Raw genomic sequence first — 14,896 nt, forward strand, 5'->3', positions numbered from 1 at the left:
TTGCCAGCGCCTAAACCTGGTTCTGAAGATGATCTACATCCGTGGGATCACTATTCAGATCAACCGCGAATCATCACAGACAGAGCTTATAAAAAGCGGATGAAGCGTAAGCACCTAAAAGACTACCTGCTTACGTTTTTGACATCTTGTATCGTATTTCCTATAGCTCTGATCGCTTGGCTCTTTAATCGAAAAGTGGAGCCGTCTTCGGCGCATTTCTTTTCTCTTTGTGTCAATTTAGACAAAGGGGAAGAGCAATATGCGTTGGTTGAGGAGCTGGGCTGTAAAAGCTTACAGGTACGATTTTTCCTGTCGGAGATGGATCGTATCGATGAGTATTATCAGTTTGTGGCGGGGTTTGGCGAGAAAGAAATTCTCTTAGTGGTAGTGCAAGATCGTCAGCATATTGGTGATCATCAACTACTTGCTAAGGATATGGCCAGAGTTTTTGAAGTTTTCTCACCTTTAGTAAAGCAGTTTCAAATCGGAACCACGATCAATCGTTCCAAGTGGGGCTTTTTCTCAGTAGCAGAGTACCTACATTTTTATCAGGTGGTGCAGAAGGTCCGAGATCAGCAGTTCCAGGGGTTAAAGCTATTAGGCCCCTCAGTTATCGACTTTGAATATCCTTACTTGATTAGAGCTCTGTTTAATGGCTTTAGATTGAAGTTCGATAAAGTGGCAGCGCTTCTGTATGTAGACAGACGTGGCGCACCAGAGAACCCGCAAATAAAGGTTTTTGATACCTTCAATAAAATTACGCTCTTGCACAGTATCGCCAGATTAAGCCCTAAAACGTCCAGTAAATTACTGCTGACAGAAGCAAATTGGCCTTTGTCCAATACGGCACCTTGGGCACCTACCAGTGAAACTGAGTGTGTAAGTGAAAGCGATTATGCTAATTTTTTGCTTCGCTACCATCTGCAGGCTATGGCTACTCAGAGAGTTGAATCTGTCCACTGGCATCAGCTTATCGCGCCTGGTTATGGTTTGGTTGATAGCCGAGAAGGTTTGCGTAAGCGCGAAGCCTTTTTAGTTTACAAAACCATGCTGGACGTTTTGGGGGATGTAGAAGTACATCAATACCAAAAACACGGTGAGGTATATAAGCTCGCTTGTAAAAACATTCAATCAAATAGAGATGTGATTGTGCTTTGGGGGAACGAGGTTGAGCTGCCTTTATTAGAGTATCTAAAGCAAGAAAATATCAGCGTTGAAAATAAGTATTTAATGGATAAGTCAGCTGCTACATTGAATAAAGAAACTGCCAGAATATCTGACAGTCCAATCTATATTATTGGTTAGATGGTAGCTGTGCACCGGAGGGATCCGATTCACATGCTTTTATACGTTCTGCCAGCATACTGGTTAATATCACCAATAATCCGGTATACATGATAATCCCTGTATTTAGAAAGATTACTTCTTGGGTGATATTTGCAATAAAGAATACGCACCCAAAAGCAGAAAGAGCAACAGCATAAGGGGCTACTTCCTTAGGGGCTTTTTTCCAGGTTTGTATCCCTAAATAGATTGGGAAGCCTAAAAATAGAATTACGGCAAGTAATCCAACCAATCCACGGCGAGCAAATGAGTTGACGTAAGTATTATGGGAATTGTCGAATTTAAGTAACTCTTGTCCATATCGCCCAGCAAGTACTTGTTGATCCTTATATGAATTAAAATCCGAATACCCCATTCCTAAAAGCGGCGACTGTTGGCCCGCCTCTAATGCTATTTTCAACTGTCCTAAGCGAATGCCGCTAGATGTATTTGTTCTAGAACCTTCATTAAAGGCTAATGTGTTTTCGATAGATTTTTGGAAACGTTCTTTAATGGAACTGTTATAAAGTGCTGTGGTTGAAAGTGTTATTAATAAACTAACGTAAACGGCTGCTTTTATTTTGCTTACCTTTAGTTCGGATAAATATAGGCAGCCAATTAAAAATAGGATTATTGGTATAGCGATGATGCTGCCTTTACTTTGGCTCAGAAATCCTGCCCATAGACCTCCTGCAGCTAGGCATACCAGAGGAATTAGAAAGGCCTTTTTTGTATTCCTTGTTGTAATGGCTAAAGCCAAAGCAACGGAAGCAATGCTAATTGCAATAGCGCTAAACTGTATAGGGTTAATGTCACGACCAGCTCTGTCGTAGTCAAGGATATAGATTTCGTATCCAGCCATCAGTAGAAGTGCTACAGAGCTTATAGTGAATGCTGTGACTATATATCGATATTCTAATCTTACGGCATTTAGAATAGGAATCAGCGGTATGAGTAAAAGAGCTTTTGCTGGTTTATCGAGAAGTCGAGCTTTTTCGCCAAATAAGAATACCTCTAAAATGAAGGCTGCAATATACAGGCTCAGGATGATGATAAGGCTTATCTCAAAACAACTTAGATGTATATTTTGGCGCACTTTTGGACTGATAAAAAATATGTATGAGAATAAAATTAGAGCGAAAAATATGTTGTAGCTATTCTGAAAGGTGACGGAAAAAACAATCAAGCCGCAGGTTGCAGCTGTAAGGTAATATCTAGCTAAGGCTAAAATGTCCATGTTTTTTAAGCTAGCTACCATTTGACTCTCGATTCTATATTGGTATTACAGTCTTTCTACTAACCTGCGGTTTATTTCTTAAGCCTCAAAAGTAGAGCTTATAAAGCGATGAGCAGGTATATCAATGAGGTATATTTTAAATGAAAGGGTGTCGAGATGTAGACATATTTTCGATTTCTTCTCATGCTTAGGTCTAGTCTGAGAGCTCTATCACTTTTATCTAGTGACGTTGTTTAGTAAATTCAGAACTTCTATAAATTGTTGTTGGCTGTCAAACTTGGATAATGCTTTCTGTCGACCTGATTCAGCAAATTTGTTACGAAGGTCTTCAGCCTCGATATAAGTAGCTAGTTTATTCGACAGATCATGTGAATTCTGGCTTTCAAACAATAAGCCATCTCGTTCAGGGGTGATTATTTCTAAAGGTCCGCCACTATTACTGGCTAGTACAGCTGTGCCAGTATGCATTGCTTCTACCAAGACCATGCCAAATGTTTCTTTATTAGTTGCAAGTACAACGCAGTCGCTTATGGCCATGAGGTCTTGAACATTGCTTACAAAACCAGTGAAAACAACTTGTGAAGATAGTTCTTTATCAGCAATCCGCTTTTTAAATTGTTTCAGGTAACCATCATCCATTGGATTGCCAATAAACATGACTTTTACATTGGGGTTATTAAGCGTTTGTAATGCGTCGATTAACAGTTCTTGGCCTTTAGCAGGTTCAATACGACCTGCAAGGGTTATGACAAAACTATCTGTAAGCTGGTACTTCTCTTTTAGAGCCTCTTGTGATGTTTTATTCAGAGGTTGGTATGTTGGAGCGCCGATATAAGAAACTCTTACTGCTGGTCTTATCTCCTGAGGAATGTACTGAGTAATTTGTTCTTGAACTTGCTTTGTTACAGCAATCATTAGATCAAGGTTTTTGTAGAGCCAGCGATGATAGAAGTCACTTTTGAAGCGCGTCATATTCATATGACGGCTTTGTACAAGCTTGGGCTTACGTTTACTTAGCTTTTTAGCCAACACACTTACAGGGAGATCTTTCGTCCAATGTAAATGAATCAAATCTATCTTGTTAGTATCTATGTAGGTAGCTAATTGCTTTGCATTTTTGAAAATATTTTTCCATGCATGTCTATGTAGCTGCAACATTTTCAGATCAACATTTTCAGATAGAGACGAAGCTAGCTTACCATTTTGAGCAACAGCCACATGAATGCCTATTTCGTTGTTTAGATAGCTGCTTAAGCGTTGCATATAAAGCTCAAGGCCTCCTAAATCGGGTGATAGGCATAGTTGTAGAATTTGCTTGCTCATTGAAGTTGTTCCAGAGAAAGTATTAGATTTTGGCTTTTTTTTGTTCGAAGTTAGTCTTTAAGAAGGTTTTCTTTCTTTGCATGAGTCCACTTTCCTCTCGGCTTATCGATATATTGGAAATGCTCATTGGTAAAGCTGCCTTGAATACAAGTGATCTTGTAATACCTGTGATTGACGCTTTCTTCACCGATTGCGTTATTAAATGCAGCAGGGCCAGTTAAATCATAGACGCCACGGCCAATGTTTCTGTCTTGAATGTTTTTGACAATAGTTTCAATTGTCTTGGTTAAGAAACGATTTTCAGGGGCGCTGGCAATGAAGTAGTTTGTGTAGTGCTCTTTGTTAAGAAGAAACACTTCCTCATCTTCCTCGTTGATCATTTTAGATATTGGCCAAACAGCATGAGCATCAATATCCATATATATACCACCGTGATGGTTTAGGGTGATCATACGCCAAAGGTCGGCTTGAGCAGCGCCATCAGTAAGCTTCTCATAAGCTTCTGCTATATCGGCTGAGGAATTTTCTTTGATAAACGTCAGGCGGTCTTCTGTGCTGACATAACGATATTCAAAATCAGGTGAAATCAAACGATTGAATAGGTAATTACAATAAACAGGTAAGCTTACACGGTTTGTGTAGTTAGTCTGCCAGATTATTTTTGGAATCTTTGTATCCTTCTTTGCTTTCACTAAAGGATTGCTTTGAGTTGGGATAGTGAAGCGCTTCTTAGGAAATAAAAAATGAAAAATAAAAGAAAGCCCTTTCACCAATGCCCCGAAAAGTTTGGCAAGTCGATTAACTAGAATGATCTTTAAAGGCAATTTCATCTATAGTCCTACTACTTTGAGGATTTCTGATAAGGGCTTTCCTTGCCATTTAACTGTGTTTTAAATCGTTTGTGAACCCACATATATTGTGTTGGCGCTTTTCTTACACCTGCTTCGATGGCTAAATTCACTAATGTCGCGTCTTCAGTTTTATCCCCGCTAGGGAAGTTATCAACAGGGACAATTTCTACAATGTAGCCGGAATCGTCTTCTTTGCGGCGTTGTTGCATTGATAGAAGAGGGGAATTGTTTAATTTGACCATGCGAGTTGTAGCTGTCACGGTAGCTGCTGTTTGGCCAAAGAAAGGCACAAATACCGATGTTTTATGACCCATGTCTTGATCAGGTCCATACCAAACAACCTGGTTTTTCTTGAGACAGCGAATAATTTCTCGTAACTGTTTTCGCTCAATAGGGCGGCTAAACGAAGCACGCCCTTGGTGGATTGTTTTTTCCATTAACGGATTATTGTGTTGGCGGTACATAGAGATTAGTGGAGCGCCATGTCCAGAAAAGAGCATGCCGCCTAAATCTAAGTGAGAATAATGGGCGCCAAGTAAGATGACGCCCCGCCCTTGGCTCAATGCATCATCTAGTAATTCAAAGCCGCGATATTCTGTGCGCTCTTGTAGAGCTTTTTTGTTGCCCCAATATGACCAAGCGGTCTCTACTAAACCGATGCTGTTATTTTTGAACACATCCCTAACAAATTGGTTACGCTCCGTCTCGTTGAGTTCTGGGAAACATAGCTGGCAGTTAACATTCGTGATGTGTCGGCGCTTTGGCAGTAAATAGTAAAGAGCAATACCCAGAAGACGGCCGAAAGCTAAACCCATTTTAAAAGGCAGTAAAGCAAGCATTCTAAGTAGAAAAACACCTAGCCAAGTTGGCCAGTATTTGGGGGTTAAAAAGGATTCAGTTTTATTCACAGTCAATCAGATCTTGATCAATAAGCGGCTGATTATACGTGTGTCTTTGTTCGTCAGCCAGCGAGAAGGTTGGGGAAGTTAGATCGTCAGGTTATAATGCCGGCCTAATTTCTGAGGATTTATACTCATCTATGTCTAATAATGACCAAGAAAAAGGTTTGGGGATGAAAATTTATTTTCGTCTTTTGACCTATGTTCGCCCTTATTGGCTACCTTTTTTATTGGGAATCTTGGGATTTATTCTCTATGCCGGTGCTCAAACTGGTTTTGCTGCATTGATGGAGTATTTGATTGATGCCATCAGCGAGGCTAAAGAGGGGACATATATTTATGGTCCATTAGCTGTGATTGGCATTGCCGTTGCCCGTGGAATTGGTACCTTTATGGGTAATTTTTTTACCGCATATGTGGCGCGTAATGTAGTACATCAGCTTAGGCTTGTGATGTTTGATAAGTTGCTACAAATACCGCTGGATTATTTCCACAATAACTCATCAGGCCATATTCTTTCCAAAATTTCATACAATGTTGAGCAAGTAACAACGGCCGCTACCGATTCTCTGAAAGTGACTGTCCGAGAAGGTATGACAGTTATAGGCCTGTTTTGTTATCTGCTTTATCTGAATTGGCAGCTGACTCTTGTTTTTGTAGCGGTATCTCCTTTAATTGCTTTGGTTGTAATGATCGCATCTAAGCGATTTCGCCGTTTAGGCCATCGAATTCAAGATTCAATGGGGGATGTAACGCACGTCGCTTCTGAAAATGTTCAAGGCGTTCAGATTGTCCGTACATTTGGAGGCTGCGACAACGAACGAGAGCGTTTTGCGCAAGCTAGTGGTCAGAATTTGCGTCAAAGCCTGAAACTGGCGTTCACTGAAGGTTTAAGTGTTCCTATTGTTCAGATTATTGTTTCCAGTGCCTTAGCCCTCCTGATTTTCTTAGCTCTGCACCCAATGATGAATAACGATATGACTGCTGGACAGTTTATTGCGTTTATTATTGCAGCGGGCCTGATTGCCAAGCCTCTTCGTGCATTAACCGAAGTTAATAGTGCTATTCAGCGGGGTATTGCTGCTGCAAAAAGTATCTTTGAATTAGTAGATGAATCCGAAGAAGAAAACACTGGAAGTCTGGTTGCTAAGACTGATACAGGAAGTAGTCGTCTTGAGTTTAAAGATCTTTGTTTCTCTTATCTGCCAAATAAACCCGTCCTTAATCGTCTAAATCTTGAAGTGAAACCAGGGCAAACAGTGGCTCTCGTAGGTCGATCAGGTAGTGGTAAATCAACGTTGGCAAGTTTGATTCCTCGTTTTTATGAACCGACGAGCGGAGCTATTCTGCTAAACGGACATAAACTAGATGACTACGAGTTGGTCTCTTTACGATCACAAATCGCATTAGTGACCCAAAACGTTTTCCTATTTGATGGCACCATTCGAGATAATATCGCCTATGGTGCCGATTCGGATATCGGCGAGTCAGAGATTGTAGACGCTGCTCGTGCAGCCCATGTGATGGAGTTTGTTGAGCGAATGCCTGACGGATTAGATACACATGTGGGTGAAAAAGGTACCAAACTATCGGGTGGTCAACGTCAACGTATAGCGATTGCACGTGCCATATTGAAAAATGCCCCAGTCCTTATTCTTGATGAGGCAACGTCAGCCTTGGATACTGAGTCAGAACGTCATATCCAAGCGGCCTTAGAAAACGTCATGAAAGGGCGAACAACCTTGGTAATCGCACATCGGCTTTCAACTATAGAGTCAGCAGACCAGATTGTTGTGATGGATCAAGGCCAAATTATGGAGAAAGGGTCGCATGCGGAGCTTTTAGAGCAAGGTGGAATGTATGCGGATCTTTACCAGAAGCAGTTTACTGAAAATGACTGAGCATCTTAGTCACGGAGAAATTGAATGAAAATCAATATGCCACGTTTTGATAAAGCACAGGTTCTAGTAGTAGGGGACCTAATGCTAGATCGTTATTGGCATGGGCCGACCTCAAGAATTTCGCCAGAAGCACCGGTGCCAGTGGTAAAAGTTGAGCAGAATGAAGATCGCCCAGGTGGCGCTGCTAACGTGGCATTGAATGTAACTGCTCTAGGGGCAGGTGTTTCTTTAGTCGGTTTAGTGGGTAAAGATGAAGCAGGTGAAGCACTTCAGAAGCAGCTAACCTCAGCTCGAGTGAACTGTGCTTTTTCGATTACCGAAGAAGAGCCAACGATCACTAAGTTGCGCATTATCAGTCGTCACCAACAGTTGATTCGCTTAGATTTTGAAGAAGCTTTCTCTGCTGAACACAGCAAAAGTATCCAATCAGAATTAGAACCTTTATTAGGTAATGTTGGCGTGTTGGTGCTGTCTGATTACGGTAAAGGCACTCTGTCTGATTGCCAAGGTTTAATTAATGCGGCAAAAGCAGGAAATGTACCTGTGCTGGTTGACCCTAAAGGCAGTGACTTTAGTAAGTATCGCGGTGCAACCTTATTGACGCCTAACCTGTCCGAGTTTGAAGCAATTGTTGGACATTGTGCATCTGATGAAGAACTTGTTTCTAAAGGACAGGCGTTAGCGAAAGAGCTTGAACTAGACGCTTTGCTAGTGACCCGCAGTGAGCATGGTATGACTTTGATTCCTGCTGAAGGTGATGAAGTTCATTTCCCTGCGCGTGCGCGTGAAGTGTTCGATGTAACAGGTGCTGGCGATACAGTTATCTCAACACTTGCTTCAGCTTTAGCAGCGGGTGAAGAACTCACTAATGCAGTGGCTTTATCGAATATTGCGGCGAGTATTGTTGTTGGTAAATTGGGTACTGCGGCTATCAGCGCTCCAGAACTGCGACGTGCGGTGAGTAAAGAACAAGGTGCTGAGCGCGGTGTGGTGACCGAAGAGCAGTTACTAATTGCGTTAGCTGATGCTCGTGCTGCAGGCGAGAGTATTGTATTTACTAATGGTTGCTTCGATATTCTACATGCGGGTCATGTTGGTTATCTTGAGCAAGCAAGAGCCCAAGGCGATCGTCTTGTCTTAGCGATCAATAGTGATGAATCCGTTAGTCGCTTAAAAGGACCGGGCCGCCCTATTAATCCGGTTGAGCGTCGAATGGCTGTATTATCTGGTTTGGAAGCGGTCGATTGGGTGCTGTACTTTACTGAAGATACCCCTGAACGTTTGCTGGAACAAGTGAAACCGGATGTCTTAGTTAAAGGCGGCGACTACGGCATTGAAGGTGTTGTTGGCGGTGAGTTTGTGCGTAGCTATGGTGGTGAGGTTAGAGTGCTTTCTTTCCTTGATAACTGCTCTACTACAGCCATTGTTGAAAAAATTCAGGGCGATAGCGACGAATAGTCGGCTATCGCAATCTGGTTAAGCTAGCTTAGATCGAAAGTTTATTGAGCGCGGTATTAGCCGCGTTCACATTACTCGCTAGATGCTTGGGATTGATTGTGCCAATAATGGCTGATGTCACGCCAGGATGGGCATAGATAAAATCAAAACTTGCTTGAATAGGGTCTTGGCTTTGATCTAGGCAGATATGACCCGAAGCGAGTGCCTTCTTAAGCAGTATGCCTTTATTATTTTGGGCTGCATAGTCCAGTACCGCTTCCTCATCTCGATGGTTCAAATTGTAGGTCACCATCGCGCAATCAGATTTCTCTAAAGCTAATAATCCGCCTTCAACCGTTTTAGTCGACATGCCAGTCGCGCGGATCTTGCCTGACTGTTTTAACTCCTCTAGAACATCTAAAATGCCGTATTTGCTGATGATCTCTACATCATTTCCATCAGAGTGCACCAGTAACATATCAATATAATCAGTGTGTAAGCGTTTTAGACTACGCTCGACGCTGTATTGCACATGCTCCGGTGTGAAATTGAAGCCGGATTCACCAGTCGTATTGTCAAACTCTTCACCAACTTTTGAACAGATAACCCAGTCGTTACGCTGCCCTTTAAGCAAAGGCCCCAAGCGCTCTTCGCTATTGCCATAAGCAGGGGCTGTATCGATCAGGTTGATGCCTAAATCTTGAGCTTGTGCGATTAAATCAAGCACTGCTTTGTCATCAGGAATGGTGAACCCTGTTGGATACTTCACGCCTTTATCTCGACCGATCTTTACTGTGCCTAGGCCGATGGGTGAGATTTTTAAACCTGTTTGAGCTAGCTCACGTTTAATCAAAACTCACTCTCCCATAGAGGTTGTGCTGTTTCTGGCTTAGGAAGTACTTTTAGAGGTGAAAGGTCAGTATCAGACGATACTTTCTCGCATAGTGGTAGTACCTGATCAGCGAGATCGGGTGATAGCGCTAGTTTAGTTGGCCAAGCCACGATGCAATTACCGACTTTCTGAGCAAAAGCAGAGTCGGGCCTTGATAGAGATGATTGCTTTGGTTCAGCACGATTGACATGGAATGTACTCCATTGAGCATTAGAAAGATCGACCCAAGGTAGCAGGTCTGTTAATGCCTTTTTAGCAAATTCAATCTGTTCAGTTGGAGTGCGATCTAAACCAGTTTCTGCCACATCGCCGCCAAGGTACCAAACTTGTTTGCCATCACTGCAAGGGTGTGTGGTAATCGTTGCCACCGGTTTACTACCAGTACCAATACAGTGGGCAAACGTAGGCAAATTATGATCGTGCTTGACCATTACCATATGCAGAGGCCGTTTTTGCATCTCAGGCTGCTCGAGCGATAATTGACTAGCAATAGATTCGTAGCCTTCACCTGAGGTCAGCACTAACTGAGCAGTTTTCAGTGTTAGGTCATGCTCCTTAAAGGTGATACTCTGAACCTGTTGATCCTGAACCTGGATTTCAGCTTGGTTTAGATCCGCTTTGAATATGCGATCTTCAACAGGTGCTCTCAGTGCATCAATCACGGTTGGTACGTTTAATACCAGTTCATTCAAACGGTAGAGAGACCCTTTAAATTTGGAATTGGAAAACACTTTAGGGCGATCTGATTTCGACACCTCTTCAACACGTCCGCGAAAGGCTTTGGTCGCAAAGAAGGTAGTCATGCGAGAGCCTAAAGAGCCTTTAGACCACATATAGTGAGCTTCAGATAAGACTTCTACCGAGGTGAGGTCTACTTCGCCGTTGCCATTTAGGCAATCACGCCAGCGTTGTGGCATCTCTTTGATTGTATTGGATGCTTGGGTCAGTACGCCGTTTAGTGCATACTTAGTACCGCCATGAATGATCCCTTGTGCGCGGATGGTCTGTCCGCCTCCTAAGGTGTCTTTTTCCAGCAAAATGGCATTTAAGCCATCTTTTACTGCTCTATTGAGAAGCCAAAGGCCAGCAACGCCGCCGCCCACGATTACGAGATCAAGTTTAAGTGTATTCATAGACGGCATTATAAGCATGGGGGCGCTTAGGAGCTAGCCGATGCGTGTTATACTAGTCGACTTTATTGTCGACTGATGTGCTTACTTTTTATGAATCGCACTCTCTATACTTGCCTGTTTTATATCGCTCTACCGTTTATTTTACTGAAGTTATGGTTGCGAGGACGTAAAGCGCCCGCTTATCGCCAGCGTTGGCAAGAGCGACTTGGGTTTTTCCAATCGCCAGCTTTTGACGATCGCCCTTTGTGGATTCATGCTGTTTCTGTCGGTGAGGCACTGGCGATTATTCCTCTCGTTAAACTGATACAAGCCCGCTATCCGCAGCTGCCCATTGTGATGACTACTATGACACCAACGGGCGCGGAGCGAATCATAGACACCTTCGGTGATAGTGTGACTCACTATTACTGTCCTTATGATACGCCTTGTGCGATCAATCGTTTTCTTTCCAATGTGAAACCGCGCAGTTGTGTGGTTGTTGAAACGGAATTATGGCCAAACATGATTGCAGGTTGTGCCAAACACGATGTGCCTGTGTTAGTCGCAAATGCACGTTTATCAGCGAGATCTGCAAAGGGCTATGCTCGTTTCAGCAAGATGGCTGATCAGATGCTAAAGCAGATCAGTAAGATAGCTGCGCAAAATAGCGTTGATGGTCAGCGCTTCGTGGATTTAGGTCTTCCAAAGAGCGCTTTGGAGGTAACAGGTTCCATTAAGTTTGATGTCTCAGCTCCAGAAGGGAGTGAGCGTTTGGCTGCAGCCCTGCGAGAAATGTGGGGTTTAGATCGACCAGTCTTTATTGCTGCCAGTACGCATGAAGGGGAAGAAAGTGCGATCTTAAATGTATATCACAAGCTATTGGAGAGGACTCCGGAGCTATTGCTGGTCATTGTTCCTCGCCACCCGGAACGATTTGACGGGGTTGCAGAGCTTATAAAACAGCAAAGCTTTAAGTTGGCGCGTCGTAGCTTAGGTCAACAGCCGAGCCCTAAAACTCAAGTGTATCTTGGCGACACTATGGGTGAACTTATGAAACTGTTAGCAGCGGCTGATATTGCGTTTGTTGGCGGTAGTTTAATTGAGCGTGGTGGGCATAATCCATTGGAGCCAGCAGTTTTAAAGAAAGCCGTTGTTATGGGGCCACACTTCTTTAACTTCCAAATTATTTGCGACTCGTTACGAGAAGCTGGCGGGTTGGTTGTAGTCGAAGATGAAACTGCATTGCAGCAACAGATCGAGAAATTGATACAAGCGCCTGCTGAAAGAGAGAGAATTGGCGAGTTAGGTCAGGCATTTGTGAGGGAAAATCAAGGCGCATTGGATCGTTTATACGCCTTGACTGAGCGGGTCTGCATTAATAGAAATTAATGCGTACGAACCATTAGGCGTTGCTAGTGGTTCGTCTGTCCATCTCTTCGCACAACCAGTGCCCTACAAAAATGTGGGCTTCTTGGATGCGCGCTGTTTCATCGGATGGTACGCGGATTAGGTGGTCGGCAATATCGTTTAGCTTACCGCCATGAGAGCCTGTCCAGGCCCATGTGGTGCAACCGATCTCTTTCGCCGCTTCAATCGCATCAATGACGTTAGCACTGTTGCCAGAAGTCGAAATGCCGATGATAAGGTCTTCAGGCTTGGCTAATGCTTGTAGCTGACGAGTGAACACAGAATCATAACTGTAGTCGTTGCTGTGAGCGGTAAGAATCGATGTGTCAACCGTAAGTGCTATCGCTGCTAGTGGGCGACGTTCTGCCTTGTAACGTACAACAAACTCAGCTGCTAGGTGTTGGCTGTCGGCTGCGCTGCCACCGTTACCCATAAAGATCAATTTGCCGTCTTGGTCGAAACATTGCTCAATTTGATCGGCCAGAAGCTGGCTATCAGCAGCAATTTTGTCTAACTGGTTGAAGGTGTCAAAGTGGCGTTGTAGCGCATTTGAAAATGACATATTAAGCTCCAGTTAGATCAAACGTCAGAGTTTCGCCTGCTTGTTCAGCAAAGGCTTTGCCGAAGAAGTCTTCAAGCTTCTGACCATCGCTATCCAAAACCCAGCTGTTAAGGCTTTCATCATAGTCAAAGTGGAAACCACCGCTCTTGGTTGCCAACCATAGTTGTTTAACAGGAGCCTGACGGGTAAAAATAAGCTGAGTGCGGTTTTCACAGATGATCGTTAAGATTCCACCGCCGAACTGAACATCAATATCGGTTTCTGCATCATCTAGCACTTCTTCAATCTGTTCTAATGTTTCATCAACCAGATCGTTAAATTCGCTTTCAGTCATGTTTACTCCGGCGCTATTGCCTTGAAATCGTGTTTATAGAGGCGAAGTATATCAAGCAATAGATAAAAGCCGAAGAATGGTTCTCATTAACTCTCAAAATTATCGATAAAAAGGGAGTTTTTTTCTGTATATCTACCTGGATATGCAAAACGTTTTTATTAAATCGCTGTGAACTAGGTATAATCGAAGAATTAGACCGTTTAATGGGATTCCCACTGTGAAAACGCAGACCAAACGAATTGGATTAGTTGTCCTGCTTAGTATGTTAGTACTGGGTGGATGTGGCCAGAAAGGCCCTTTGTATCTGCCTGATGCAGAAAATCAGAAAAAGTCACAGCAGAAGTAAGAGAATTTTCATGGATTCATTCGAATATAAAAATGGGCAGCTCTGCTGTGAAGAAATTGCTTTAACACGCGTTGCCGAAGAGTTTGGTACACCAACCTATGTGTATTCTCGAGATGCACTTGAGCGTGCTTACCTAGCATACGCAGATGCATTAGAAGGGCATGATTCATTAGTTTGTTATGCCGTAAAAGCTAACTCCAACATTGCAGTGCTAAATGTACTTGCGCGTTTAGGTGCAGGTTTCGATATCGTATCTGCCGGTGAGCTAGAACGTGTTCTACGTGCAGGTGGCGATGCTTCCAAAGTTGTTTTCTCTGGTGTTGGTAAACAGCCAGCAGAGATCGCTCGAGCACTGGAAGTAGGTATTCGTTGCTTTAACATTGAGTCAGAAGCTGAGCTTGAGCGTGTAAACGAAGTCGCTGGCGCTGAAGGCAAAGTAGCTGCGATCTCATTCCGTGTGAACCCAGACGTAGATGCAGGTACGCACCCTTATATCTCTACAGGTTTAAAAGAGAATAAGTTTGGTATCGATATTGATGAAGCTGTACGCATTTATGGCCGCGCGGCTCAGATGGAAAATGTTGATGTTGTCGGTATGGATTGCCACATCGGCAGTCAGCTAACGGAAGTTACTCCATTTCTAGATGCACTCGATCGTGTATTGGTACTAGTTGATCAGTTAGCTGAGCAAGGCATCACAATTAAGCATTTGGATTTGGGCGGTGGTCTAGGTGTTTGTTACACCGATGAAGTGCCTCCAACGCCTCAAGAGTATATTTCTGAAGTTCTTAAGAAAGTTGAAGGTCGTGATCTTGAACTGATTTTTGAGCCTGGTCGTTCTATCGCGGCCAATGCGGGTGTAATGCTGACTCGTGTTGAGTTTTTGAAGTGCACTGGTGAGAAGAATTTCGCAATCATTGATGGTGCAATGAATGACTTGATCCGTCCATCTTTATACAGCGCTTATCAGGAGATTGTTCCGGTAATGTTGCGCGAAGGTGGTGAAGAGAAACAATGGGATCTTGTAGGTCCTGTTTGTGAAACGGGTGACTTCTTAGGTAAAGATCGTGCGCTAACACTAGAAGCTGGTGATTTACTCGCTGTTTGTTCTGCAGGCGCTTATGGCTTTGTGATGGCATCTAACTACAACAGCCGTGGTCGTCCTGCGGAAGTAATGGTAGATGACAATCAATTCCACCTGATTCGCCAGCGTGAAACGCTAGCTGATCTAGTTAAGGGTGAACAGCTGTTACCTAAGGATCGTTAGGGGTT

General features: G+C 43.4%; 14 protein-coding genes. 6 read left to right on the forward strand and 8 right to left on the reverse strand.

Going from position 1 to position 14,896, the window contains the following annotated elements:
• Positions 1–1,305, forward strand: coding sequence for a hypothetical protein (locus ACMXYT_RS01220; RefSeq protein ID WP_415899855.1), 1,305 nt, complete (start codon positions 1–3; stop codon positions 1,303–1,305).
• On the opposite strand, the gene ACMXYT_RS01225 is transcribed toward ACMXYT_RS01220, so the two are convergent.
• From ACMXYT_RS01225 to lpxL, 4 genes are all read right to left on the reverse strand, one after another.
• Positions 1,295–2,560, reverse strand: a complete 1,266-nt coding sequence (locus tag ACMXYT_RS01225) for an O-antigen ligase family protein (protein ID WP_415911758.1) — start codon at positions 2,558–2,560, stop codon at positions 1,295–1,297. The genes ACMXYT_RS01220 and ACMXYT_RS01225 overlap by 11 nt on opposite strands.
• A 216-nt stretch (positions 2,561–2,776) precedes the next feature.
• Positions 2,777–3,883, reverse strand: coding sequence for a glycosyltransferase family 4 protein (locus tag ACMXYT_RS01230; RefSeq protein ID WP_415899857.1), 1,107 nt, complete (start codon positions 3,881–3,883; stop codon positions 2,777–2,779).
• Positions 3,884–3,933: 50 nt separating this feature from the next.
• Complete coding sequence (locus tag ACMXYT_RS01235; RefSeq protein WP_415911759.1) at positions 3,934–4,713, reverse strand: glycosyltransferase family 32 protein; 780 nt, start codon at positions 4,711–4,713, stop codon at positions 3,934–3,936.
• Between the two features lie 11 nt (positions 4,714–4,724).
• Positions 4,725–5,642, reverse strand: a complete 918-nt coding sequence (gene lpxL / locus ACMXYT_RS01240; RefSeq protein ID WP_415899860.1) for an LpxL/LpxP family Kdo(2)-lipid IV(A) lauroyl/palmitoleoyl acyltransferase — start codon at positions 5,640–5,642, stop codon at positions 4,725–4,727.
• A 131-nt stretch (positions 5,643–5,773) separates the two neighbouring features.
• On the opposite strand from lpxL, the gene msbA reads away from it, so the two are divergent.
• Entirely contained in the window at positions 5,774–7,534 is a 1,761-nt protein-coding gene (msbA, locus tag ACMXYT_RS01245) for a lipid A export permease/ATP-binding protein MsbA (RefSeq protein ID WP_415899861.1), read from the forward strand.
• Between the two features lie 24 nt (positions 7,535–7,558).
• Entirely contained in the window at positions 7,559–8,992 is a 1,434-nt protein-coding gene (gene hldE, locus ACMXYT_RS01250; protein ID WP_415899862.1) for a bifunctional D-glycero-beta-D-manno-heptose-7-phosphate kinase/D-glycero-beta-D-manno-heptose 1-phosphate adenylyltransferase HldE, read from the forward strand.
• 28 nt (positions 8,993–9,020) lie between these two features.
• Here hldE and ACMXYT_RS01255 read toward each other — a convergent pair whose 3' ends face one another.
• Positions 9,021–9,824, reverse strand: a complete 804-nt coding sequence (locus ACMXYT_RS01255) for an aldo/keto reductase (RefSeq protein ID WP_415899864.1) — start codon at positions 9,822–9,824, stop codon at positions 9,021–9,023.
• Complete coding sequence (locus ACMXYT_RS01260; RefSeq protein ID WP_415899865.1) at positions 9,821–10,996, reverse strand: FAD-dependent oxidoreductase; 1,176 nt, start codon at positions 10,994–10,996, stop codon at positions 9,821–9,823. The genes ACMXYT_RS01255 and ACMXYT_RS01260 overlap by 4 nt, the downstream gene beginning before the upstream one ends.
• 90 nt (positions 10,997–11,086) lie before the next feature.
• Here ACMXYT_RS01260 and waaA point away from each other — a divergent pair, with 90 nt between their 5' ends.
• Positions 11,087–12,364: a lipid IV(A) 3-deoxy-D-manno-octulosonic acid transferase gene (waaA, locus tag ACMXYT_RS01265; RefSeq protein WP_415899866.1), complete on the forward strand. Its 1,278-nt coding sequence runs from the start codon at positions 11,087–11,089 to the stop codon at positions 12,362–12,364.
• Between the two features lie 13 nt (positions 12,365–12,377).
• Here waaA and ACMXYT_RS01270 read toward each other — a convergent pair whose 3' ends face one another.
• Complete coding sequence (locus ACMXYT_RS01270; protein ID WP_415899867.1) at positions 12,378–12,944, reverse strand: SIS domain-containing protein; 567 nt, start codon at positions 12,942–12,944, stop codon at positions 12,378–12,380.
• A gap of 1 nt (position 12,945) precedes the next feature.
• Entirely contained in the window at positions 12,946–13,278 is a 333-nt protein-coding gene (cyaY, locus tag ACMXYT_RS01275; RefSeq protein ID WP_415899868.1) for an iron donor protein CyaY, read from the reverse strand.
• A gap of 217 nt (positions 13,279–13,495) precedes the next feature.
• Here cyaY and lptM point away from each other — a divergent pair, with 217 nt between their 5' ends.
• Positions 13,496–13,624 carry an LPS translocon maturation chaperone LptM gene (lptM, locus tag ACMXYT_RS01280; protein ID WP_415883207.1) on the forward strand — a complete coding sequence of 43 codons (129 nt, stop codon included), beginning with the start codon at positions 13,496–13,498 and terminating at the stop codon, positions 13,622–13,624.
• Between the two features lie 10 nt (positions 13,625–13,634).
• Positions 13,635–14,891, forward strand: a complete 1,257-nt coding sequence (gene lysA / locus ACMXYT_RS01285) for a diaminopimelate decarboxylase (RefSeq protein WP_415895541.1) — start codon at positions 13,635–13,637, stop codon at positions 14,889–14,891.
• The last annotated feature ends 5 nt before the right edge of the window (positions 14,892–14,896 follow it).

The organism is Neptuniibacter sp. QD37_11 (assembly GCF_047778105.1).
Taxonomy (GTDB): Bacteria; Pseudomonadota; Gammaproteobacteria; order Pseudomonadales; family Balneatricaceae; genus Neptuniibacter.

What these genes read in the sequence shown, in the direction of transcription:
- ACMXYT_RS01225 (WP_415911758.1), bottom strand. Translation starts at nt 2,560, where the DNA reads ATGGACATTTTAGCCTTAGCTAGATATTACCTTACAGCTGCAACCTGC.
- ACMXYT_RS01230 (WP_415899857.1), bottom strand. Translation starts at nt 3,883, where the DNA reads ATGAGCAAGCAAATTCTACAACTATGCCTATCACCCGATTTAGGAGGC.
- ACMXYT_RS01235 (WP_415911759.1), bottom strand. Translation starts at nt 4,713, where the DNA reads ATGAAATTGCCTTTAAAGATCATTCTAGTTAATCGACTTGCCAAACTT.
- msbA (WP_415899861.1), top strand. Translation starts at nt 5,774, where the DNA reads ATGTCTAATAATGACCAAGAAAAAGGTTTGGGGATGAAAATTTATTTT.
- hldE (WP_415899862.1), top strand. Translation starts at nt 7,559, where the DNA reads ATGAAAATCAATATGCCACGTTTTGATAAAGCACAGGTTCTAGTAGTA.
- ACMXYT_RS01260 (WP_415899865.1), bottom strand. Translation starts at nt 10,996, where the DNA reads ATGAATACACTTAAACTTGATCTCGTAATCGTGGGCGGCGGCGTTGCT.
- waaA (WP_415899866.1), top strand. Translation starts at nt 11,087, where the DNA reads ATGAATCGCACTCTCTATACTTGCCTGTTTTATATCGCTCTACCGTTT.
- ACMXYT_RS01270 (WP_415899867.1), bottom strand. Translation starts at nt 12,944, where the DNA reads ATGTCATTTTCAAATGCGCTACAACGCCACTTTGACACCTTCAACCAG.
- cyaY (WP_415899868.1), bottom strand. Translation starts at nt 13,278, where the DNA reads ATGACTGAAAGCGAATTTAACGATCTGGTTGATGAAACATTAGAACAG.
- lysA (WP_415895541.1), top strand. Translation starts at nt 13,635, where the DNA reads ATGGATTCATTCGAATATAAAAATGGGCAGCTCTGCTGTGAAGAAATT.